16 protein-coding genes and 2 pseudogenes are annotated in these 23,160 nt (G+C 64.1%); 5 read left to right on the forward strand and 13 right to left on the reverse strand.

Annotated features, from left to right (window positions below):
- The 6 genes and pseudogenes from Y707_RS31415 to Y707_RS0109520 all read right to left on the reverse strand — a co-directional run.
- Positions 1–446, reverse strand: a pseudogene (locus tag Y707_RS31415) (ABC transporter ATP-binding protein); the annotation flags it as partial.
- Positions 439–2,280, reverse strand: coding sequence for an ABC-F family ATP-binding cassette domain-containing protein (locus tag Y707_RS24810; protein WP_081744758.1), 1,842 nt, complete (start codon positions 2,278–2,280; stop codon positions 439–441). The gene Y707_RS24810 and the pseudogene Y707_RS31415, both read right to left, overlap by 8 nt.
- 97 nt (positions 2,281–2,377) lie before the next feature.
- Positions 2,378–3,337, reverse strand: a complete 960-nt coding sequence (locus Y707_RS0109505) for a 4-(cytidine 5'-diphospho)-2-C-methyl-D-erythritol kinase (protein ID WP_026534906.1) — start codon at positions 3,335–3,337, stop codon at positions 2,378–2,380.
- 48 nt (positions 3,338–3,385) lie between these two features.
- A complete protein-coding gene (gene rsmA / locus Y707_RS0109510; protein WP_051441840.1) occupies positions 3,386–4,276 on the reverse strand; it encodes a 16S rRNA (adenine(1518)-N(6)/adenine(1519)-N(6))-dimethyltransferase RsmA in 891 nt (296 codons plus the stop codon).
- Between the two features lie 82 nt (positions 4,277–4,358).
- Positions 4,359–5,531 carry a resuscitation-promoting factor gene (locus Y707_RS33145; protein ID WP_026534908.1) on the reverse strand — a complete coding sequence of 391 codons (1,173 nt, stop codon included), beginning with the start codon at positions 5,529–5,531 and terminating at the stop codon, positions 4,359–4,361.
- 230 nt (positions 5,532–5,761) lie between these two features.
- Entirely contained in the window at positions 5,762–6,760 is a 999-nt protein-coding gene (locus Y707_RS0109520; RefSeq protein WP_026534909.1) for a TatD family hydrolase, read from the reverse strand.
- Positions 6,761–6,914: 154 nt separating this feature from the next.
- On the opposite strand from Y707_RS0109520, the gene Y707_RS24815 reads away from it, so the two are divergent.
- Genes Y707_RS24815 through Y707_RS24820 form a run of 3 tightly spaced genes read left to right on the forward strand, consistent with a single transcriptional unit; the run spans position 6,915 to position 11,902 of the window.
- Complete coding sequence (locus tag Y707_RS24815) at positions 6,915–8,045, forward strand: AAA family ATPase (RefSeq protein ID WP_081744751.1); 1,131 nt, start codon at positions 6,915–6,917, stop codon at positions 8,043–8,045.
- Between the two features lie 18 nt (positions 8,046–8,063).
- Entirely contained in the window at positions 8,064–9,440 is a 1,377-nt protein-coding gene (locus Y707_RS0109530) for a DUF58 domain-containing protein (RefSeq protein WP_026534910.1), read from the forward strand.
- Complete coding sequence (locus Y707_RS24820; RefSeq protein WP_051441841.1) at positions 9,437–11,902, forward strand: transglutaminase TgpA family protein; 2,466 nt, start codon at positions 9,437–9,439, stop codon at positions 11,900–11,902. Before Y707_RS0109530 ends, Y707_RS24820 begins: the two co-directional genes overlap by 4 nt.
- Before the next feature lie 142 nt (positions 11,903–12,044).
- Here Y707_RS24820 and Y707_RS0109540 read toward each other — a convergent pair whose 3' ends face one another.
- On the reverse strand, positions 12,045–13,532 hold the full coding sequence (locus Y707_RS0109540; RefSeq protein WP_026534911.1) for an NAD-dependent succinate-semialdehyde dehydrogenase: 1,488 nt from the start codon (positions 13,530–13,532) through the stop codon (positions 12,045–12,047).
- 267 nt (positions 13,533–13,799) lie between these two features.
- Positions 13,800–14,663 carry a 16S rRNA (cytidine(1402)-2'-O)-methyltransferase gene (rsmI, locus tag Y707_RS0109545; protein WP_051441849.1) on the reverse strand — a complete coding sequence of 288 codons (864 nt, stop codon included), beginning with the start codon at positions 14,661–14,663 and terminating at the stop codon, positions 13,800–13,802.
- A 373-nt stretch (positions 14,664–15,036) separates the two neighbouring features.
- Between rsmI and Y707_RS0109555 the strand changes: the two genes are divergently transcribed.
- Positions 15,037–16,650, forward strand: a complete 1,614-nt coding sequence (locus tag Y707_RS0109555) for a dolichyl-phosphate-mannose--protein mannosyltransferase (RefSeq protein WP_081744760.1) — start codon at positions 15,037–15,039, stop codon at positions 16,648–16,650.
- Between the two features lie 6 nt (positions 16,651–16,656).
- Here Y707_RS0109555 and Y707_RS24825 read toward each other — a convergent pair whose 3' ends face one another.
- On the reverse strand, positions 16,657–17,634 hold the full coding sequence (locus Y707_RS24825) for a TIGR01906 family membrane protein (RefSeq protein WP_051441842.1): 978 nt from the start codon (positions 17,632–17,634) through the stop codon (positions 16,657–16,659).
- A gap of 97 nt (positions 17,635–17,731) precedes the next feature.
- Complete coding sequence (locus Y707_RS0109565) at positions 17,732–18,724, reverse strand: stage II sporulation protein M (protein WP_026534915.1); 993 nt, start codon at positions 18,722–18,724, stop codon at positions 17,732–17,734.
- 139 nt (positions 18,725–18,863) lie between these two features.
- Here Y707_RS0109565 and Y707_RS0109570 point away from each other — a divergent pair, with 139 nt between their 5' ends.
- Positions 18,864–19,670, forward strand: coding sequence for an RDD family protein (locus Y707_RS0109570; protein ID WP_026534916.1), 807 nt, complete (start codon positions 18,864–18,866; stop codon positions 19,668–19,670).
- Between the two features lie 81 nt (positions 19,671–19,751).
- Here the strand turns inward: Y707_RS0109570 and Y707_RS0109575 are convergent, their stop codons facing one another.
- The 3 genes and pseudogenes from Y707_RS0109575 to Y707_RS0109585 form a co-directional block, all read right to left on the reverse strand.
- Positions 19,752–21,011, reverse strand: coding sequence for a L,D-transpeptidase (locus Y707_RS0109575; protein WP_035781004.1), 1,260 nt, complete (start codon positions 21,009–21,011; stop codon positions 19,752–19,754).
- Positions 21,012–21,160: 149 nt separating this feature from the next.
- A complete protein-coding gene (ahcY, locus tag Y707_RS0109580; protein WP_026534918.1) occupies positions 21,161–22,666 on the reverse strand; it encodes an adenosylhomocysteinase in 1,506 nt (501 codons plus the stop codon).
- 53 nt (positions 22,667–22,719) lie between these two features.
- Positions 22,720–23,109: pseudogene (locus Y707_RS0109585) on the reverse strand (adenosylhomocysteinase); the annotation flags it as partial.
- Between the last annotated feature and the right edge of the window lie 51 nt (positions 23,110–23,160).

The following is a 23,160-nucleotide window of genomic DNA, read 5'->3' on the forward strand; positions in this document are numbered from 1 at the left end:
CCATGCAGCTTGCGGTTCTGGTCACTCAACCTGCCCAACTGACGCTCGATCCGGGCGACGTCCTTGCGCGCCGTGCGCTGATCTGCAGCACTGGCCGCCGTCTCCGCACCACCCCCAGCACCCTTATCGCGTCCGGCGATCCCGGTTCCCGATCCGCCGGCTCCACCTGTGGTTTGAGCCGTCGAGGCTGTCGGCGACCCGGCGCCGCCAGGGCCAGATGCGCCAGCCCCGGACCCTGCTTCACCGCGCAGCTGGAGGTACTGGTCCACTCCCCCGGGCAGCCCGCGGAGCTTACCGTCGCCGAGCAGTGCCATCTGGTGATCGGTCACCCGTTCCAGCAAGTAGCGGTCGTGCGAGACGACGATGAGCGTTCCCGGCCAGCCGTCCAACACGTCCTCCACAGCGGCAAGGGTGTCGGTGTCCAGGTCGTTGGTGGGCTCATCGAGCGAGCCGTTTCAGGTCCAACGGCTCGTGCTGGGACACCTCGGCCATTTGCCCATGCAGCTTGCGGTTCTGGTCACTCAACCTGCCCAACTGACGCTCGATCCGGGCGACGTCCTTGCGCGCCGTGCGCTGATCTGCAGCACTGGCCGCCGTCTCCGCACCACCCCCAGCACCCTTATCGCGTCCGGCGATCCCGGTTCCCGATCCGCCGGCTCCACCTGTGGTTTGAGCCGTCGAGGCTGTCGGCGACCCGGCGCCGCCAGGGCCAGATGCGCCAGCCCCGGACCCTGCTTCACCGCGCAGCTGGAGGTACTGGTCCACTCCCCCGGGCAGCCCGCGGAGCTTACCGTCGCCGAGCAGTGCCATCTGGTGATCGGTCACCCGTTCCAGCAAGTAGCGGTCGTGCGAGACGACGATGAGCGTTCCCGGCCAGCCGTCCAACACGTCCTCCACAGCGGCAAGGGTGTCGGTGTCCAGGTCGTTGGTGGGCTCATCGAGCATCAGGACGTTCGGCTCGCCGACGAGAAGCCGCAGCAGCTGGAGCCGGCGCCGCTCGCCGCCGGAGAGTTCGGAGACTTTGGTCCATTGGCGCTGGTTGGTGAAACCGAGCTGCTCCACCAATTGCGATGCCGTAACTTCCTTGTTGCCGACATTGACGACGCGCTTTTCCCGCTCAATGACTTCGATCACGCGCAGGTGGTCGACGTCGTCCAGTTCCCGCACTTCCTGTGACAGCACGGCGGTTTTAACGGTCTTGCCACGCTTCAGCCGCCCCGAGGTGGGCTGGACTTCACCGTTGAGCAACCGCAGCAGAGTGGTCTTCCCGGCACCATTGACACCGACGATGCCGAGACGTTCCCCGGGCGCCAACCGCAGGGTGACGTTGTGGAAGAGTTCGGTGCGGGCGCTGCCCTCGGTGTTGGCGACGGCGCCGCCCGCACGGCCGTCGAAATCGAGCGAAATGTGCTCCAGGTCCAACACGTCCTTACCGAGCCGGGTGGTGGCCATACTGTTCAATGCCAGTGTGTCCCGCGGCGGCGGTACATCGCTGATCAGCGCATTGGCGGCATCAATCCGGAACTTCGGTTTGGAGGTGCGGGCCGGTGCTCCGCGGCGCAGCCAAGCCAGTTCCTTCTTCACCAGCTGGGTGCGCTTGTTTTCGGTCACCGCGGCTGCCCTATCGCGTTCCGCCCGGGCGAGCACGTAGGCAGCATAGCCGCCATCAAAAGGTTCGACGACGCCGTCGTGCACCTCCCACGTTCTGGTGCAGACCTCGTCCAGGAACCAGCGGTCGTGGGTGACCACCAGCAGGCCGCCCCCGCTGCTGCGCCAGCGTTGCTGCAGGTGCTTGGCGAGCCAGGCAACGCCTTCGATGTCCAGATGGTTCGTCGGCTCGTCGAGCATAAGTACGTCGTCGTCCGCTATCAGCAGTTTCGCCAAGGCGACGCGACGACGCTGCCCGCCGGAAAGGTCCGAAACCGTGGCGTGCCAGTCGACGTCGGACACCAAGCCGCCCATTACCTCACGGATGCGGGGATTGGAAGCCCATTCGTGGTCGGCGGCGCTGCCGACGATGGCGGTGCCGACGTCGAGCGTGCCGTCGAGCACGTCGGTCTGGTCGAGGAAGCCGACCGTGACGTCGCGGCGGCGGGTGATCCGGCCTTCGTCGGGCTCCGAGCGTTGGGCGAGCAGCCGCATCAGGGTGGACTTGCCGTCACCGTTGCGGCCGACCACACCGATCCGGTCGCCTTCGTCGACGCCGAGCGACACCTCATCGAGGATCGTCCGGGTCGCGAAGGACACGGTGATATTCTCACCGCCGAGCAGATGTGCCAAGGAAACTACTTTCGTTTTGGTTCGTTGGTTCGTTACGCCGGTGGGGCCAGCGAATGGAGCCCAGCTGTGGAGCTGATCAGCCTGTGAAGGCAACCGGTCAGTTGCGGATTCCGGCGAGGGTCCGGGCACCGTGGACAGGACCGTACACCGGTACGGCTTCGAACCCCTCGTCGTCGAAACAGCCGGCGATCTCCAACGCCCGGTCCTCATTTTCAGCCAGGAAAGCAACGGTGGGGCCGGATCCGGACACCATGCCGGCCAGTGCCCCGTGTCCTTCCCCACGTTCAAGGATATCGGTAAGCTCCGGCGCCAGTTTCAAGGCGGCGGGCTGCAGGTCGTTGTGCAGCACATCGCTGAGCGCTCCGGCATCGCCCGAACGCAGCGCCTGAAGCACCCGCGGGTCGACCTGTTTCGGCTCCTGGACCTTCTTTTTGGCGCGGGCCCGCAACGTGTCCAGCTCCGCATAGACCCGCGGGGTGGAGAGGCCCGAAGCAGAAGGAACCAGCACCCAGTGCAGCTGCCCCGGGCACAGCGCCGGAGTGAGCTGGTCGCCCACACCGAGCCCGACGGCGGCGCCACCTAGCAGGGCGAAGGGCACGTCCGCGCCGAGGTCGGCCGCCATCCGTGCCAGCTCATCGCGTGAGTGTCCGCTTCCCCAGAGAGCGTCGCAGGCCACCAGCGTGGCTGCTGCATCCGCCGAGCCACCGCCCATCCCGCCTGCCACCGGAACCCGTTTGGTCAGCTCCAGGTGGACACCGGTGGATTGCGCGGCGGCGCCCTGCAGCAGCGCCGCTGCCTGCACCGCGAGGTTGCTCTCGTCGAGCGGGATACCGGCATTGCCGCCGTCGTCAGCTCCATCCTTGAGACTCACGGTGATTCCGCGGCCTTCAGTAATGGTTGCCGTCACTTCTTCATACAGTGAGACCGCAAGGTACGCGCTGGCAACACCGTGATAGCCGTCGGCCCGCTGCGGACCCACACCGAGCGAAATATTGATTTTGCCCGGCGCCTGGGCGCTGACGCTCCGGGGTGTCTGCGGGGTGCCGGGCGAAGTCATGGTTCCAACTTAGAGCAAGGTCGGCGGCTGTCCCGAATCAGGTTCGGCTCAGGCAGGCAGCTGGACTTTATGTTCGGCGATGCGCGCGAAGTCGTGGATGTCGATGACCTCGCCGCGTGCCCGTGGATCTATCCCCGCGCTCACCAATGCCTGTTCCGCCGCGGCGGCGCTGCCCGCCCAGCCGGAGAGTGCCGCCCGCAGGGTCTTGCGCCGCTGCGCGAAGGCTGCGTCGATGACGGCGAAGACTTCTTCCCGGGTGGCTTTGGTTTCCGGCGGTTCACGCCGCGTCATACTGACTAGTCCTGAGGCAATGGTCGGTGCCGGCCAGAACACGTTTTTCCCAACGACGCCGGCCTTGCGCACCGAGGCGTACCAGGCCGCCTTGACGGATGGAACGCCGTAGGTCTTCGATCCAGGAACTGCCGCCAGCCGGTCGGCGACCTCGTCCTGCACCATTACCAGTGCATGGTCGAGTGACGGAAAAGCCTTCAGCAAGTTCAGCACCACGGGCACGGCAACGTTGTACGGCAGGTTCGCGACCAGGGCAGTTGGCATGGCGGGCAATTCCGTCACCTTGAGCGCATCCGCCTCCACGACGTCGAGACGGCCCGCCGCTTCCGGGCGCCAGGTGGCGACGGTGTTCGGCAGCCTGCCTGCGAGCACAGGGTCGATTTCGACGGCGACCACATGTTTGGCCGCATCCAGCAGTCCCAGCGTGAGGGAGCCGAGCCCGGGGCCGACCTCCAGGACCGTTTCCTCCGGTCCGACCCGGGCAGTCTGGACGATGCGCCGGATTGTATTGGCGTCGATGACGAAATTCTGGCCCAGCGTTTTAGTCGGCCGGACGTTCAGCTCCGCCGCCAAGGCGCGGATGTCCGCTGGCCCCAGCAGCCGCCTGATCTCTTGTGGTTGGCCGGGGATGTTGTCAGGCTGGTTCACCCGTACATCCTAACGGCCGTCACGGAAGTCAGTGCAGTCGGAGCAGTGAGGGTAGTCAGAGCAATCAGAGTAGTCAGAGCAGTCAGAGTAGTCCCAGCTTGGACGCGCACGAGGGCCAGTGGCCCCAGCCGCCGCTTTGCTTCAGCACCTCGGCGGTCGCGATCTGCTCGGACGGGCTTGCCTGATGCGGCAACGGCGCGTACTTGCCACCGCCGGCGCCCATCCAGCTGCTCTGGCTGAATTGCAGACCGCCATAGTAACCGTTGCCAGTATTGACGGACCAGTTTCCGCCGGACTCGCACTCGGCCAGCGCCTGCCAGACTCCCCCGGCCGGTCCGGGCAACGTGGTTCCGCTGTCGGAGGACGGTTCCGGCTCGGGCTTCGGCTCGGGTTCAGGCTTCGGTTCCGGGCGTTCCTTGGTTCCCACAGCAATTTTCTGCGTCACGGGTTTGATGCTGACTTCTTCGCTCACCAGCTTGCGGCCCACCTCTTCGCCGTCGATCCGGACGAGCGAGTAGGTCTTCACCAGTGTTCCGGCCTGGCCGGCCTGCGCCACTTCCCGCTGGCCTTCGTACAGGCCGGCGTCCTCTTCGGTGACTGATTCAAACGGAATGGCTTCCTCGACCGTGTCCTTGGCGGACTTGTCGACGCGGGTAATCTTCACCGCCATGTTGTCGATAATCGGAGCATCTCCGGACACCGATACGCGGTCGTCGTCGTCAAGCTTGATATTGGACTCGTCGAGCAGCTGATCCACCGTGGTGGCAGTGGTTTCCCCGCTCTGCTTTTGCCCGTCGGCGAGGATATGTACGGTCTTCGGGGTGGAAATTTCGACATAGTCGCCGCTCGAAGCAAGGACCATTGTGGCCGGCTCGGAGAGCTGTGCCTGTTCCGAAACACCCATCTCATCCACCATGTCCCCGACCGTGGAACCGGTCGTGTGGACAACGCGCTCGGCGCCGTTCAACTCCACCTGGACTTCCTTGGCGGTGTGGACCGTGATCCGAGTCCCGTCATCCACCGGTGCGGACAGCGCCGGCTGCACCTCGTCATGGGCGGAAACTTCGACGTCGGCAGTTTCCAGAGCTTCAGCGACTGTTCCGCCAAAGGTCGTTACCGAACTGGCTTGGTTATCCACGGTCAGGGCGACGTCCTTGTTGGTGCCAACAAAAGCCACCAACCCCAGAACGAGTGCCGTCATCACGGATGCCTTGCCGGCAAGTTTCAGCCAGCGTTTCGAGAATGCACTAAGCATGGAGACCCATATCGTCGCGAGTGTCCGGGCACGGGGAATGGGCGCGCCGAATTGCGCGGACAAAAGTCCCACCCCAGGTGGAATCCGCGCACGGCGATATGCGGCAGTGGTGAGTTTGGACGTACGAACGGGAACGTCCAACGCTCAGCACTGATGGATTACATTAGTCCGCAAGGCCTTCCCCGACCCCGGCTAATAAGAGAACACCGTAACCGAAATGAGATAACCGATCAAACCAGCGCCCAGGATCCGTAAACCGCCTCCGTGTTCTTAACCAGCTGTGCGCCCAGCTCGGCGGTGTCACTGCCCCGCAGTTCCGCGATCGCTCGGACGGTATAAGGAACCATGTAGCTGGCGTTGGGCCGGCCCCGGTATGGGTGTGGCGTCAGGAAGGGCGAATCGGTCTCGACCAGGATCCTGTCCAGTTCGGCGACCGCGAGCGCCTCGCGCAGGTTGGCCGCATTTTTGAAGGTCAGCGTCCCCGCGAAGGACATGTACCAGCCCTCGGCATTGCAGATCCGCGCGAGTTCCGCATCGCCGGAGAAGCAGTGGAATACCACCCGTTCCGGGGCTCCTTCCTCGCGCAGGATCCGCACCACATCTTCATGGGCATCGCGGTCGTGGATCTGCAGGGCCAAGCCGAGACGCTTGGCCAGATCGATATGGCGGCGGAAAGAATACTGCTGGCGCTCAATTCCATCCTCGGCCGTGCGGAAGTAGTCGAGTCCGGTTTCGCCGATGCAGCGGACACGGGGATGAGCTGCCAGCTGCTCGATTTCCTCCAGGGCGGACTCCAGAGTGCCGGCCTGCGCCATCAATGGCGCTTCATTCGGATGGATGGCGACGGCGCCGAGCAACCGTGGTTCGACGTCGAGGGCCTCAACGGTAAACCGGGAAGACGCCAGGTCACAACCGACCTGAATCGCTCCCTTGACACCGGCCAACTCCGCCGCATCGAGCGCATCGCGCACGGAAACCTCGACGGCGCCGTCCCGGAAATCAAGATGTGTATGGTTGTCGATCACCGGTACCGGCAATGGTTCCGGGGCAGGTGGATAATCAAGTGCCCGGCGCTGGCCATTGCTGTCGACAGCACCACGGGAACGGCCGCCCTCCGTTGCCGCTCCGCCGGACGCGGCAGCGCCGTCGTCGGGCTCATCACCGGGTTCAGCGGGCCGGCGGTATGCCACTGGAATGAGCCCTGCCGCCGCTTCTTGCTGGTTACACATTTTCGCTCAACTTTCCTCGTCCTGCCGGTGGCCACTTTTCAGCTTAAGGGTTCGTGGCGGCGTCGATCTGAACTTTGTGCCCGTGGAGCCCCTTGAGCTAGTAATCTAAATCACTAAGAGGTAGGTCTATTTCAATTTAGTAGGGGGGGCGTGCATGGATTCCCATGACCACGCGATCGATCCGGGGCGGGCAGGAGTTTCCGGCGGGGGCCGGAACGTCGCAAAAACGGCGAATACACGGGCCGGGTTCACATCCTTGACGCAGAGTCCCGGAAACCAGGCTGTCGCCAGCAACGGACAGGGCAAGCCCGCCGGGATGACGACCGATCACTTCCACCAGGCCAGTAACCGGATTCTCGACGTTATCGGCACGGTTATCGATGGCAAAGAGGAAGCAGCGCGGCTTTCCTTGACGGTACTGCTCGCCCAGGGACACCTGCTGCTGGAAGACGTTCCCGGGGTTGGGAAAACAATGCTGGCAAAGACCCTCGCCCGTGCCATCGACTGCTCGGTCAGCCGCATCCAGTTCACCCCGGATCTGCTGCCCTCCGATGTGACTGGCGTATCGGTGTTCAACCAGTCGTCGCAGCAGTTCGAATTCCGGCCGGGACCCGTCTTCGCCAACATCGTTATCGGTGACGAAATCAACCGCGCCTCGGCCAAGACACAATCGTCGCTGCTGGAGTGCATGGAAGAACACCAGGTCACCGTCGACGGCAACTCCTATCCACTCGGCGAACCGTTCATGGTCGTGGCCACTCAGAATCCGATTGAGATGGAAGGCACCTATCCGCTCCCCGAGGCGCAGCGCGACCGCTTCATGGCCCGCATTTCCATGGGCTATCCGGACACCGAGGCTGAAATCGAGATGCTGGAGACGCATCAGTCCATCTCCCCGCTGACCAATATCCGGCCGGTGGTCAGCGGCGACGAGGTCGCCGCCATGATCAACCTGGTCCGGGACGTTTACGTCGCGCCGCCGGTAAAGGGTTACATTGTCAGCCTCGGCCGGGCCACCCGGGAGCATGCGCAACTGCGCCTTGGGGCGAGTCCACGGGCGCTACTGCAGCTTCTCCGTGCCGCCAAGGCCGCCGCCGCGCTGGCTGGCCGCGATTTCGTCCTTCCCGACGACGTCTCGGCTGCTGCTCCAGCGGTGCTGGCACACCGGCTGATCCTCGACCGGAAAGCCTCGAGCGCGGGAGAGAGCCCCTCAAGCGTGATCGCGTCGATCCTCGCGAAGCTTCCAGTGGCACCCGGCGGCCAACGCGCCGCCGCCCGGCGCTGATCCGATCGGAGCAGACAGGTGTTGGAGAAACTGCCCTCAAGCGTCCTCACCGGACGCGGCTGGGGGCTGTGCATTGCCGGAACCATCGCACTCATCGCGGCGGAGATCCTTGGCCGCAGGGACCTGCTGCATTTGGGCTTTTTCCTGGTGTTGCTGCCGCTTTTGGCGGCTCTGGCACTGCACCTGCTCAAGCCGGGATTCGACGTCGGACGCACCTTCCGTCCAATCTCCATCGAAACCAACTCGACGACGACGGTCCGGTTGTCGGTGCGCGCCCACGGTTCCCTGGGCGGCATCGTCACCATGGCCGAGCAGCTCCCGCAGCGCTTTGGCGAGGCGCCGACGTTCAAGTACCCGTCACGGTCACCGGGCCGCCGCGGGCAGAGCCTCTACGAGTACAAGCTGCGCTCGAGCCACCGCGGACTGTACAAAATCGGACCTGTCTCGGCGGAATTCGGGGACCCGTTTGGCCTGAGCCGGCACCAGAACATCCTTGGAGATGTGGACCGGCTGACGGTTACACCGGCCCCGCTGGACCTGCCTGAAACGTCGGTCACCGGCTCCCGCGGCACCGACGGCTCCACGGCCACCCGGACTCAGGCCAATCCGAGCAACGACGATGTGATGACCCGCGAGTACCGCCATGGCGATCCGATGCGGCGCGTGCACTGGCCCGCCACCGCCCGGGCCGGTGAATTGATGGTCCGGCAGGAGGAATCAGTCACTACGCCAGAGGCGACCATCATTATGGATCAGCGCGCCGCCAGCTTCAGCAGCAGCGCTTTCACCCCGCTGGCGGAAAGCACTCCCGCCAAGGATTCATTGCTGACCACGGTCAACTTCGAATGGGCCGTCACGGCCGCCGTCTCCATCGCCCACCACCTCGTGGAGCGGAATTACGCCATCCGGGTGCTGGACAGTTACGCCGCCCCTGGCCTGCGCCGTTCGGCATCCTCGCCATGGCCGGAGGAAGAGGAATTCTCCGGCAGCGCCGGTCTGCACAACCTTTCCGAAAGCCTGGCCGCGCTTGAACTGGAACCCGACCCCGGCCCCTCCAGGACATCCGCGCCCGCACGGGCCTTCGGCGACGCATTGATGGATAAGCTCGCGATGCACAAGCTGCGCGGACCACTCGTAGCCATCACCGGCCGGTTGTCCCATGACGAGGCCCGCGAACTGGCCACGGCTGCGGAATACGGATCCCATGCCTTTGCCTTGATGATCGTGGACCGGCCAAACGACAGTGAATCCGTGCTGGATATCCTGCGCCATGGCGGTTGGCGTGCCGTCGCCGTGAATTCCAGAACGCCGCTGCCTTCGGCTTGGTCCTACTACGATGCGCCGCAGACACACACCAGTTCCACGGCCAAAACGACGATCGGGACCAGGACATGAGTGCCACCCAGACCGACAGGCGCGGACCGGCGAGCGCCGCGGTCCCGCCCATAGCCGGGCCGGCGAAGGGCAAGCAGCCGGTGGGAACCTGGCCTTGGGTGCTCAGTGCCGGCATCGGAATCGCCGTCATTTTCTCCGCTTTCAGCCTCAACGGGGTGTTCCTCGGCTGGGGCTGGCTGTCGCAGGGGACGGTCAGCGTCGCCGCAGTCCTCGCGGCAACCGCCGGTGCCCGGGTCCTGAGGGTGCCGGCCGCGTTGATACCGGTAGCTGGTATCGCTGTGCTGATAGCCATCTTGACGTTGATGTTCTTCCCCGGGGACAGCTTTTTGGGGCTGGTGCCAACAACAGAGACCCTCGATGCTCTGTGGCTATTGCTGCTCGATGCCAATCAGGTAGTGGTCAGCCAAGTGGCTCCGGTGCAGACCACGCCCGGGACCGTGCTGGTTGCCTGCGTCGGTCTGGCCCTGGTGGCGCTGCTGATCGACACTCTTGCCGCAACACTGCAGATGCCTGCGACCAGTGGCTTGGGACTGTTGGCCGTGCTGCTGGTGCCGGCCATCGTCAAGCCGAGCAGCGTCGACGGCAGCGGCTACGCGGCCGCCGTGATGGGATACCTGGTGCTGCTCGGCTGCGCGCACTGGGTATTCAACCGCAGCGGCGACGACGCCGGCGGCTATTCAGCCTCTCAGCTGAACCGCGCCGTCGCCATCGGTGCCGCAGGTCTCGCCGCGACCCTGGTCCTGCCAGTGGCGGTGCCCGGGTTCACCTCCGGCCTGTTTCCCGAAGGGACCCGGCTCAGCCTCGGCACCTCCTCCGGGCTGAATCCGATGGTCACGCTGGGCAATGACCTGCGCAACCCCGGAAGCGTGGGAAGGATGACCTACACGACCACCGACGAGGAACCGGTGTACCTCCGTGCGGTCACGCTGGAGGACTTTGACGGTTCCACCTGGGAACCCGAGCCAAGGGAGGACGAGCGGGTGGTGGGGCTGGACTCCATTGGCTCCTCGGCCCGCGACCAACTCCGCGGCCAGGTCAGTTTCTCCACTACCAGGATTGACGCCGGTGACTTTGTCAGCCCCTGGCTGCCATTGCCCTATGCGCCGGTGGAAATCTCCGGCCTGGCCGGCCAATGGAGCGTTGACCCCAGAACACTGAGCATCATGGGGATGGATCAATCGACGACGGCGGACCAAAGTTACGTCGTCACGAGCATCGCCCCCGTCCTGACCCCCCAGACCCTTGCCGACGCCAGCGCCATTCCGCCGGACGCCCTGGATGACCCGTTTCTGGGGCTGCCCGAAGACACACCGGATCTCATCAATGAAACCGCTGATGAAATCACCGCCGGAATCGATAACCGTTACCGCAAGGCAATGGCAATCCAGAATTACCTCCGTTCGGCAGAATTCGTGTATTCGGAAACGGCGCCGGTGCAGGGCGGTTATGACGGCAGCTCCATGGATGTCGTCGCGCGCTTCCTGGAGGAAAAGAGCGGTTACTGTGTGCACTACTCCGCCGCAATGGCCGTGATGGCCCGGGCGGAGGGTATTCCCAGCCGGATCGCTGTCGGCTATGCCCCGGGAACCGCAACGGGAGACACCGTCACCAACCGCACCGGCGGGGAAATGCCGGTCTTCGAGGTGGATTCCGATGACGCGCACGCCTGGCCGGAACTGTATTTCGCCGGTCTGGGCTGGGTAAAGTTCGAACCCACCACTTCCCGCGGCGTCGTCCCGGACTATGCACAACCGCAGACTGAGGACTTCAACTCGGACATCACCCCCGGCAATCTAAACCCGGAGGCTCCCGAAAACGCCGGGTCCGACGACGAAGAGACCGAAGGGCAGGATCAGTCCACTACTGCACCGCGGACGTCGCAGGACAAAGATTCGAACGCCGGCTGGATCACCGCCGGTGTCGTCGCCGCACTATTGGCATTGATGGCCATGCCGCATCTGCTCCGCCGGCGGATCTCCGCAAGCCGCCTCGGTGCCGTGCGAAAGAAGTACGACGACGGCACTTCGGCCATCACCGCGTGGCGCGAGGTGAACGATACCGCCATGGACCATGGCGCGGGAGCAGACCCGAGCGAGACACCACGGACCTTCACCGACAGACTGGGCCGCGCCGGATTGCTGGGCTTGGAAGCCTCGAAGGCGATGCGCCGTCTCTCCCGTGCCTACGAGCGGGCCGAGTACGGCCGCCCGGTGAAGGAACTGGTCCCGGCCGGACCTGGCGGCGCGGCCGCACCGGCACAGGAATCCTCCGGCGTAGGCGGGCACAGTGCGTTCGACGACGACGGCGGGCACGGTGCGTTCGACGACGGCGGGCACGGCTCAGCCGCGGATGTCGTGTTGGTCAACGAGGCCATCGACCGCAACAGCACCCGCGGGCGAAGGTTCCGCGCCGTTCTGTTGCCGAGATCGCTTTGGCGCCCCTGGCGTCGGACCCTTAGCTGACGGTCCTGGTCCAACCCGACCCGGCTCCAACTCCAACCCTGACTCCAACCCAACCGTTCAGCCCATTATTCGCACCGAAAAGCGGGCAGAAACCCTCCCGGCCCACTATTCCGCACCGAAAAGTGGGCCGGTCTGTCGGCAACTACTGGTCGTCGGCGTACGGGTCGGCGATGCTGGTGTACTGGGTGTAGAGGTACTCCTCGATACCTTCCAGGCCGCCCTCGCGTCCCAAACCGGACTGCTTCACTCCGCCAAAGGGTGCCGCGGCATTGGAAACCACGCCGGCGTTCAGGCCCAGCATGCCGGTCTCGAGCTTCTCACCGATCCGCAGCCCGCGGTTCAGGTTCTTCGTGAAGACGAAGGAGACCAGGCCGTACTCGGTATCGTTGGCCATCGCGACAGCCTCATCTTCGGTGCTGAAGGTGACAATCGGCGCCACGGGGCCGAAGATTTCCTCCTGCAGGATCCGCGCGGAGGCCGGCACTTCGATGAGCACCGTCGGCTGGTAGAAATAGCCTGCCCCGTCCACAGGTGAACCACCCGTGACAGCCTTGGCTCCGCCGTCGAGCGCGTCCTGTACGAGGGCATGGACCTTGTCACGGCTCTTCCCATCGATCAACGGACCGACCTTCGAATCGTCTTCGGTTCCGCGGGCCAGCGTCAGCTCCGACATCTTCGCCGCGAACTTCTCCGCGAACTCGCCGGCAACCGACTCGTGGACGATGAACCGGTTGGCGGCGGTGCAGGCCTCGCCCATGTTCCGCAGCTTCGCCGCCATCGCTCCGGTAACTGCCGCATCCAGATCCGCGTCCTCGAAGACCAGGAATGGAGCGTTGCCGCCGAGCTCCATAGAGGTGCGAAGGACGTTCTGTGATGCATCGGCCAGCAGCGAGCGGCCGACCGGGGTGGAGCCGGTGAAGGAGATCTTACGCAGCCGCGGGTCCTGGATCAGCGGCCCGGTCACTCCTCCGGCATCGGTCGTGTGCACAATGTTCAACACGCCGTCGGGCAAACCTGCCTCCTGCAGCACCTGTGCAAACAACGACGACGTCAGCGGCGTCAAGGTGGCGGGCTTGAGGACCATGGTGCAACCGGCGGCAACGGCCGGGGCGATCTTGCGGGTGGCCATAGCCAGCGGGAAGTTCCACGGGGTGATCAGCAAGCTGGGCCCGACCGGCTTCTTGTTAACCAACATCCGGCTTTTTCCATCCGGCGATGTCGAGTAGCGTCCGGAGGTCCGTACTGCTTCCTCGGAGAACCAGCGCAGGAACTCGGCCCCGTAGGTCACTTCACCGCGGGACTCGGCCAGCGGCTTGCCCATCTCCAGGGTCATCAGCAGGGCGAAGTCGTCGGCGCGGGCAGTGACAGCTTCAAAGGCGCGGCGGAGGATTTCCCCCCGTTCACGGGCAGGTGTCTTCCCCCACGATTCCTGGGCGGCGACTGCGGCGTCCAGGGCTGCGGCGCCGTCCTCGGGTGTCGCGTCAGCGATGCTCAGCAGGGTTTCGCCGGTGGCCGGATCCTCGACGTCGAACGTCTTTTCACCGGTGGCCGGACGCCACTGACCGCCAATGAGCAGGCCGGTGGGGACGGAAGCGAGAAGTTGGCTTTCATGTGCAGCGGAAAAGGCCATGGTTTGTGACTCCGTACTTCGAGTGTTGGATAACAGGACCGACGTCTTGCCCTCAGGTGGGCAAAGTCATCTTCTTCGCATCACGCTATCCCCGCCGTCAACCCACTGTCCATACAAGACCGCACAGGAGCACAGCGCCCAAGCTGTGCAGCTGCATAACGACCGCCCTGCCTGGCGAACCTGGATTCTCTACCCGCGCATGCCTGGCAAACCCGGATTCTCTACCCTGAGTCTGCCCGACGGCGGTTACCTAACCGGGCGGCGCACTTACCGGGCGGCGAGCACGGCGGCGTAAAGTTCGCGCTTACTGATCCGGGCGTCCTCAGCCACCGTACTGACAGCTTCCTTCAGCCGTGCCCCCTTGGCGACCAGTTCGTTGACAGCTGCAACGTGGTCTTCCGGCCGCTCGGGCTCTGCTTCCCCGGCTCCGGCGACGACGACCGCGATCTCGCCACGGACGTCGCCCTCCTCCGCCCAGTTCAGCAGTTCGCGCAGGGATCCGCGGAGCACCTGTTCGTGCAGTTTGGTCAGTTCGCGTGCCACTGCTGCCCGGCGATCGCCGCCAAATTCATTGTCGAGTGCCCGGAGCATGGCCTCGAGCCGGTGCGGTGCTTCGAAGAACACCATCGTCCGGCGTTCGGGACCCAGCTCCTTCAACCGGGATGACCGCTCGCCGGCTTTCCGCGGCAGGAAACCCTCAAAACAGAACCTGTCGGTGGGCAGTCCCGACAACGCAAGGGCCATCAGCACCGCCGACGGTCCGGGAATGGCGGTGACTAAAAGTCCGGCCTCGGCTGCGGCTTCCACCAGCCGGAAACCTGGGTCGGAAACAGCGGGCATACCGGCATCCGTGACCATCAGCAGCGTCTTGCCGGCCCTGACTGTCTCAAGTAAATCTTCAGTGCGGCTTGCTTCATTGTGTTCGTGATAGCTGATGATGCGGGCATTCAGGGTGATCCCCAGGGCCTTCACCAGTTTGTGCAGGCGGCGCGTATCCTCGGCGGCGATGACATCCGCCGTTTGCAGCAGCTCCATCAACCGCGGGGAAGCATCGGCCATATTGCCGATAGGGGTTGCCGCCAGCACAATGCTGCCGCCGCCGCCGTCGTTATTGTCCGCGTTATTCACCACTGATCCAGCGTAGCGCCTGACCGACCGCTGGACGGCAGCTGCCGGCACCGGCTACGCAATTTTCCTGCGCCAGTCAGCCAGCGTCTGAATCGCCGGGCCAGACGAGCCGTTTCGTCCGGAAGAGCGCCAGCCAGCCACTGCCATACTGCGACTGATCGACGGACCCGACCGGAGCGAGCACGAGCGCCTCCACCCCGCAGACCAGGCTGCTGATCGTAGCATCCAGCGGGAAACCCAAGCAGCCACGGTGCCGTGGCGTCGACCAGTTAAGCCGCATCATAAGCATGCTTAGAATAAACCGGTGGCCGCCGCCGGTAGCATTGATCCAGTGAGCCGGACCATTCAAGAGGCGGCGCCGAAAACGGCACCGTCCATGCCCTCGACGCCGGCACAGAATGCCCGTTGGGTGGAGGCCCCGTCCACTTTCTACAGTGCGGCCGGGCTCCGCCGGAGATTGCTCGGCGATCCACTCACTTTGCGGCTCTGGGGCTGGCTTATTCCGATACTGACCGCCGTCGTCGGAGGGTTGCTGCGCTTCGTCCGGCTCGGCCAGCCGGAGTCCCTCATCTTCGATGAGACCTATTACGTCAAGGACGCCTATTCATACCTCTTGAGTGGTTATGAGCGGGACTGGCCCGATGATGCGAACGCCGCCTTTGCCGGCGGGGACCAGTCCGTCATTAAGGACAGCGCCTCCTATGTGGTCCATCCACCGGCAGGAAAGTGGATGATCGCGTTTGGCATGTGGATCTTTGGCCCGGACAGCTCCTTCGGATGGCGCTTCAGCGCGGCGCTGGCGGGAACAATATCCATCCTGCTGATCGCGCTGATCGCCCAAAAGATGTTCCACTCCACCACACTCGGCGGGATCGCTGGGCTGCTGGTCGCCGTCGACGGACATCACCTGGTCCATTCGCGGACCTCCCTGCTCGACATCCTCCTGATGTTCTGGGTGGTAGTCGCTTTCGGCGCCCTGTTGCTGGACCGCGACGACGGACGACGACGGCTGGCCCGCAGACTCGCTGCCCGCACTGGTGCCGGCGGCATACCGTCGCGGGCCCAGTTGGCGTCCGGACCGTGGCTCGGCATGCGCTGGTGGCGGTTGGCGGCGGGAATCGCCATGGGACTGGCTGTGGGAACGAAGTGGTCCGGGTTGTTCTTCCTTGCCGCTTTCGGCTTGATGACCGTGCTATGGGATCTGAACGCACGGCGGATTGCCGGCGTCCGCAGCTGGTTCACCGCCGGAGTGGTGAAAGACGGACTGTTCGCCTTCGTCTGCATGGTCCCGGTTGCCGCCCTGACATATCTAGCGTCCTGGACCGGATGGTTGCTGTCCCGCAATGCCTACGACCGCAACTGGGCCGCCGAGAATCCCTCCAGCACGTGGGGGTGGCTGCCGGACAGCTTACGGTCGCTGGCGGAGTATCACCGCAGCGCTTACAGCTTCCACCAAGGCCTCAGCTCGGAGCATCCCTACGAGGCCAACCCCTGGACGTGGCTGGTGATGGGACGGCCGACGTCGTTCTATTTCGAGGATCCGGCGCGGGGCCAGGATGGCTGCCAGGTGGAGGAGTGCGCGCAGGCGATTTCCGTCGTCGGCAATCCCTTGATCTGGTGGTCGGCCGCGCTGGCGCTGCTGGTGCTGCTCTTTTACTGGATCGGACGCCGGGACTGGCGCGCCGGCGCGATCCTGGCTGGCGTGGCCGCCGGCTACCTGCCTTGGTTCATGTACCCGGACCGGACCACGTTCTTCTTCTACGCCATCGCCTTCGAACCTTTTCTGATCCTTGGCCTGGTGTACTGCCTCGGACTGATTCTCGGCAGATCCTCGGCGCCTGCCTGGCGCCGGCAGAGCGGCATCATCCTGGTGGGGGCCTTCGTGGTGACGGCGCTGGCCGTTTCAGCGTTCTTCCTGCCGATCTGGACCGCCGAGACCATCCCGTACGAACACTGGCAACTGCGGATGTGGATGCCGAGCTGGATCTAGGCGCATCTAGCTGGGCCGCAACGAACGCCGCCGCTTCGTGGGCCAGGTGGCCAGCAGCGTCACGGCTGAGATGAGCAGAATCACCGCGGCAACGCCAATGCCTGCGTCGATCCAGAATTGCCCGGGGAACAGCCGGATGAGAGTGTCGTCCGCGGCGAAGGTCCAGGTTCCATCCGCGAAGAACACCGAGTGGAAGGCGGCGAAGAAACGCTGCCATCCCAGCGCGGCCAGCACAGCCACGACGCTGATCAACACCAGCGTCGCCACGGCTCCCGCGAACAAGGCGCGGCGGACTCCGCCGGGATAGCGCCGTGCCAGGTAGATGATTGAAATGATCGATACCAGGGCCAGAATCAGTGCCGCCAGGAACGTCAGTTGGATGACCATTTTGACGTCGGCCATGTGGCCCACTTCGTCAGTGGCGAAGAGCGGGTCCCCACTGGCGTCCATCAAGCCGCCAAGATACTCCGGTCCGGCGAAGTTCAGCAGGTAGTCCATCGTGTAGGAGGCGTAGGTCATGCGCTGTTCGGGGTCGAAGCCAAACCGGTCTGCCGGGAAGCCCGGGCGGTTGTACTCGAACCACAAAAACAGCGGAGACGTGACGGCCCGGATGGCAACTGCAATCACAATGATGGGAAAGAATATGGCCACGAGCGCCTGAAGGACCCGGGCGAGCAACGGTTTCGCGTTGGCCGCCTGGTCGCGTTCGGCGGCACGGCGGTCGGATTCGCTGGCGGGCGGGCGGACGGCCAGTTCAGTGGTGGATAACGACGCCGTGTCCCCCGTGGCGGCGTGGCTCCCGGAGTTCGACGACGTGTCCGGGACAGTACCGGAGTCGTGGACATCGGAGGGTGGATCGTCGACGGTGGCATCCGAGGCACGGCGTCCGGATTCCTTCGGACGGGAGGGGTAATCCTCCTCCCGAAGGGAGCCGGTCCCGGCGCGCTCCGGAACGTCCTGCTCCGCCTTGTTCTCGCTGATCACTGCCGCCTCTTTCTGTTTCCAATGTCTTCTGCTGCTGACGAGCGTACAGCCGAAAGTGCCTCATTCCGCTCAGGCGCCCACCCGGGGCCGTGGACCGTCAGGCCGCCCGGACTGTCTCCCCTGCATCCTGAGCGCTGAGATCGCCCCGTGCCCCGGCGTCGTACGCTCTTTTGCCCAGCACCAGGGTGTAGATCCAGTATGCCGCCAAAACCGTGGCACCAATGCCTATCTTGAGCCAGGAGGGCAGCGGGCTGGGGGTGACGAAACCTTCGACCAGACCGGAGACCAGCAGGACAAGCACCAGTCCCAGCGCGACCGTCACCAGGGACCGCCCCTCCTGCGCCAACGATTGGATCCGTGTCCGCGGACCGGGAGCCACAACTGCCCAGAAAATGCGCAGACCGGCGGCTCCTGCAATGAATATCGAGGTGAGCTCCATCAGGCCGTGCGGCAGGATATAGAGGAAGAAGGTGTCGAGCTCCCCATAGGCGTGCATCAGCCCGCCGGCCATTCCGGTGCTCTGCGCGTTGAGGTACAGGATCATCGGCACCCACAGACCGGTGATACCGAAAGCGACCATTTGCGCCGCGATCCAGGCGTTGTTGGTCCATACCGCTCCCGCAAAGGAACCGGCCGGATCAGTCGAGTAGTAGTTAACGAACTCCTCTTCGACGTATTGTTCGAGTTCGGCGTCGCTGCCCATCGCACGGACCACTTCCGGCGTCGTTGCCACCCAGGCACCGTAGAGCCACGCCACAGCGATGAAAACAAGACCCACCCAGAGCGTCAGCCAGCGCAGCCGGTAAAACGCCGCGGGAAGCGAGATCACGAAAAAATTGGCCAGGTCTTCGGTGAAGTTGGAGCGCGCGCCGGTGAACGTCGTCCGCGCCCTGGCCAGCCGGGCGGACAGTGACGCCGAGAGCACACCTTCAGGAGAGACCGAACGGACCATGGACAAGTGGGTCGAGGTGCGCTGGTAGAGCACCAGCAACTCGTCCGCCTCCGCACCGGTGAGCCGGCCTTTGGCCACGAGTTCATCCAGCCGTTTCCAATCGGGCCGGTGCACCGCTGTGAAGGCATCTATATCCACCTTCCAAGCGTAGCTGTATTACCGCACCAGCAGTCAGCGGCCACCCATAGCCGGGTCTTATAGAGTGGTGTTGCAGTCATTACCCGCCTTCCCTGGACTGGCCGACCGGCCTCCGCGGCCAAGCCGAAAGGTGCTTGAAGTGAGTTCAATCGTCACCGGAGAGGCCGTGGTCCTCGAACTCCGCCCGGCGTCTTTCGCTGCGCGCGGTCTCGGCGTCCTGATCGACATCGCCGCCCAGATCGCCATATTTTTTGCCGGCTTCTACGTGGTGGGCGAGGCCGTTTCCGGATCTTTGGATTCCTCTGCTTCGCGTGCGCTCATCCTGGCCGGGGCAGTGCTCGTTCTCGTCATTATGCCCATTACGGTCGAGACGCTCACCCGCGGAAAGTCGCTGGGAAAGCTCGTGATGGGACTGCGTATTGTGCGCGACGACGGTGGCGCGATCCGCTTCCGGCATGCGTTGCTGCGTGCCCTGCTGGCGATACTTGAGATTTACATGCTGTTCGGCTCGGTGGCCATCATCGTTTCGATGCTGAATGACCGGTCCAAGCGGCTCGGCGACATGCTGGCCGGCACCTATTCCATGCGCGAGCGGTTACCCCCCACGCCGGTTCTGCAGTTCAGCACGCCGGCCCATCTGCAGCAGTGGGCCTCGCTGGCTGACATCGGAAGGCTTCCCGACCCGCTGGCCCGCCGGATCTCGCAATTCCTGCATCAGGAGGCCAAAATGACGCCGGCGTCACGGGCACAGCTTGCTGAAACGCTGGCCAACGAAGCGGCCGGGCACGTCTCGCCCGCGCCACCTGCCGGAACCGCACCGCAGGAGTTCCTGTCCGCGCTGATGAGCGAGCGGCGCGACCGGGACTTCACCCGTCTCACGACACAACGTCAGCGGAGCGAACGGCTTGGCGAACGGCTGCACCGGCTGCCGTTCCACTCACGGTAGGCTTACGCGGGTCCGGTCCGGCTACGCGGAACGGCCCGTCTCCGCTCATGCAAAGCGCTCCTGCGCCGCAGCGTGCGGTTGCTACTCCTGCGTCCAGTCTTCCCAGCTGATGTTCCAGTCGCCGTAGCCGTCCAGAGGGGCGAGTTCCGCGCCGTTGCTGTTGGTGATCTTGACGACGTCGCCGGTGCCGAAGTTCTTATAGAACCATCCCGCGTTCGCCTCCGACAATCCGATGCAACCATGCGAAACGTTGAGACTGCCGAGGTAGGGCAGTGCTTCTTCAAGCGCGGCATGGACGAACTCGCCGCTTTGGGATATCCGGCTGGCGTATTCGACTGTCAGGGGCGGATAGTAGTGCTCGTCGCCGGGCTCCAGGCCGATGGTTCCGGCGTTGAAGTCGGCGTACCGCTGCTGGCCCATGACAACGTGGACGCCGCTGGTGGAGGGCCACTCCTTCATCCCCAGCGTCGCCGGCATTGTCCGAACCAGCTCGCCGTTGATGTAGGCCTTCATCTCCTTGGTCTTGTTATCGACGATCGCGACCTTCTTATCGGCTATATTCACCGTGACGGAGGAGTCGTGGTTTCCGATCATCCCATTGCCGAATTCCACTCCGAAGAGCTTGAAGTCGATCGTGATGGTGCTGTTCGGCTCCCAGAACTCCTTGGGACGGTAACGGAGCATCTCATCGTTGTACCAGTGGAACTCCCCGGACTGCCCTGCCGACGTCGTAATGGAGATGGCTTCTTCGATCCTGGCCTTGTTCAGGACCGGTTCGCTGAAGTTGATCTGTAGAGGCTGCCCCACCCCGACAGTCATGCCATCCAAGGGGTAGGTCCAGGCATTTGCTTCGTTGGCGGGAACGACGGTGGTGAAGCTCCGGGTCTTCGTGGTCTCCCGGCCGGCGCCATCGACGACTGTGTAAGTGAAGTTGTACTGGGTGTTGAACGCCAGACGTTCGGCAGCGGTCCAGACCTGGCCGCCGTCGCTGAGCTTGCCTTCGATCGACCCGCCGCCGCTGGCCGGAACGAGTTTCACCGATTCCACAGTGCCGTTCTGCACTTCGAGGGCGGGGGCTGTTGCGGGGTTTACCTCCACGGCGCCGTCGGCGGGTGTGATCCGCAGCTTCATTTCTTCGACCACAGGGCTGGCCATACCCGGCGTGGACCGGGCGGGGCTTTCAGCCTCTGCCTCAATCTTCGCCTCGATACTGGAATTGGCGTTCTGCTCGACCCACGTGGGAAGCGTGACAGCACCGATGCCGCCACCGACCAACAGCAGCACGACAGTGACCAAGGCGCCGATCTTCCAGCCCCTGCGGTTGCTCTTCTGCTCGCTCATCCGGCTCCCATCACCCCTCAAACGCGAACTACTCGCCTTTAAAGCCTACGCGGCGGTCCTCGCAATTCCGGGCAATTACGCGTCGAGGTGAACTACAGACAGGTAACGTTTGCCACATCGGAACCATACGCCACCTGTCCGGCAGCCCCTTAGTACCGGTAGTGGTCAGCCTTGTACGGCCCGGCCACGTCGACGCCGAGGTACTCCGCCTGCGGCTTGGTCAGCTCGGTCAATTCGACCCCGAGGGCACCCAGGTGCAGTCGCGCCACCTTCTCGTCAAGGAGCTTGGGCAGCACGTAAACCTGCTTTTCGTATTCCTGCTGTCCCAGTCCGTCGCCGGCGCCCGCACCTGTCGCAGCCGCGAACAGTTCAATCTGGGCGATCACCTGGTTGGCGAAGGAGTTGCTCATCACGAAGGACGGGTGCCCGGTGGCATTCCCAAGATTCAGCAGCCGGCCTTCGGAGAGCACGATGATGCTGTGCGGTTGGGTTCCATCGGCGTCGAAAGTCCATTCGTGGACCTGCGGCTTGATCTCCACCTTCTTGACACCGGGGACCTTCGACAGGCCCGCAATGTCGATCTCGTTGTCGAAGTGGCCGATATTTCCCACAATGGCCTGGTGCTTCATCCGCTGCATGTCAGCGGCCATAATCACATCTTTGTTGCCCGTGGTGGTGATGAAGATGTCGCCCCGCTCGACGACGGCATCCAGAGTTGTCACCTGGTACCCGTCCATGGCGGCCTGCAGTGCGCAAATGGGGTCGATCTCGGTCACGATCACCCGGGCGCCCTGGCCACGCAACGCCTCAGCCGCGCCCTTGCCGACGTCGCCATAGCCGCAGATGACGGCAACCTTCCCGCCGATCAAAACGTCGGTGGCGCGGTTAATTCCGTCCGGCAGGGAGTGGCGGATGCCGTACTTGTTGTCGAACTTGGACTTCGTGACCGAGTCATTGACGTTGATGGCCGGGAACAGCAATTCGCCCTGCTCGGCCAGTTGATACAGCCGGTGCACGCCTGTGGTCGTCTCTTCGGTCACGCCCAGGATACCGGCGGACAGTTCGGTCCACTTGTTCTGCTCTTCCGCCTGGATTTTCCGCAGCAGGTCCAGGACGATGGCGAACTCGTGGTTGTATTCATCCGAGTCGGGCGAAGGCCCGTCCGGCACCGAACCAGCAGCCTCAAACTCGGCACCCTTGTGCACGAGCAGCGTGGCGTCGCCGCCGTCGTCGAGAATCATGTTGGGACCGGTTGGCTTGCCGTCCTCGCCTGCGGGCCAGCTGAGGATGCGCGAGGCGGTCCACCAGTAGTCTTCCAGCGACTCGTTCTTCCAGGCGAAGACTGGGACACCCGCCGGATTATCAACGGTTCCGGTGCCGACGACGACGGCGGCAGCGGCCTCGTCCTGGGTCGAGTAAATGTTGCAGGACGCCCAACGCACCTCAGCGCCGAGGGCCAGCAGGGTCTCGATCAGCACCGCAGTCTGGACGGTCATATGCAGCGAGCCGGCGATTTTCGCGCCAGCCAGCGGCTTCGATTGGCCGTATTCCTCGCGCAAGGTCATCAGGCCGGGCATCTCATGCTCGGCCAGGCGGATCTGGTGCCGTCCCGCCTCATGAAGGGAGAGATCGGCAACTTTGTATTCGAAAGTCATGGGTATTCCTACTTCGTCGTTGAGTCGGTGGTGGCTTGTCCGTCGTGCTGGTCCTCGCCTGCGGGCCAGCTGAGGATGCGCGAGGCGGTCCACCAGTAGTCTTCCAGCGACTCGTTCTTCCAGGCGAAGACTGGGACACCCGCCGGATTATCAACGGTTCCGGTGCCGACGACGACGGCGGCAGCGGCCTCGTCCTGGGTCGAGTAAATGTTGCAGGACGCCCAACGCACCTCAGCGCCGAGGGCCAGCAGGGTCTCGATCAGCACCGCAGTCTGGACGGTCATATGCAGCGAGCCGGCGATTTTCGCGCCAGCCAGCGGCTTCGATTGGCCGTATTCCTCGCGCAAGGTCATCAGGCCGGGCATCTCATGCTCGGCCAGGCGGATCTGGTGCCGTCCCGCCTCATGAAGGGAGAGATCGGCAACTTTGTATTCGAAAGTCATGGGTATTCCTACTTCGTCGTTGAGTCGGTGGTGGCTTGTCCGTCGTGCTGG

This window comes from Arthrobacter sp. H14 (genome assembly GCF_000520495.1).
Taxonomy (GTDB): Bacteria; Actinomycetota; Actinomycetes; order Actinomycetales; family Micrococcaceae; genus Arthrobacter_C.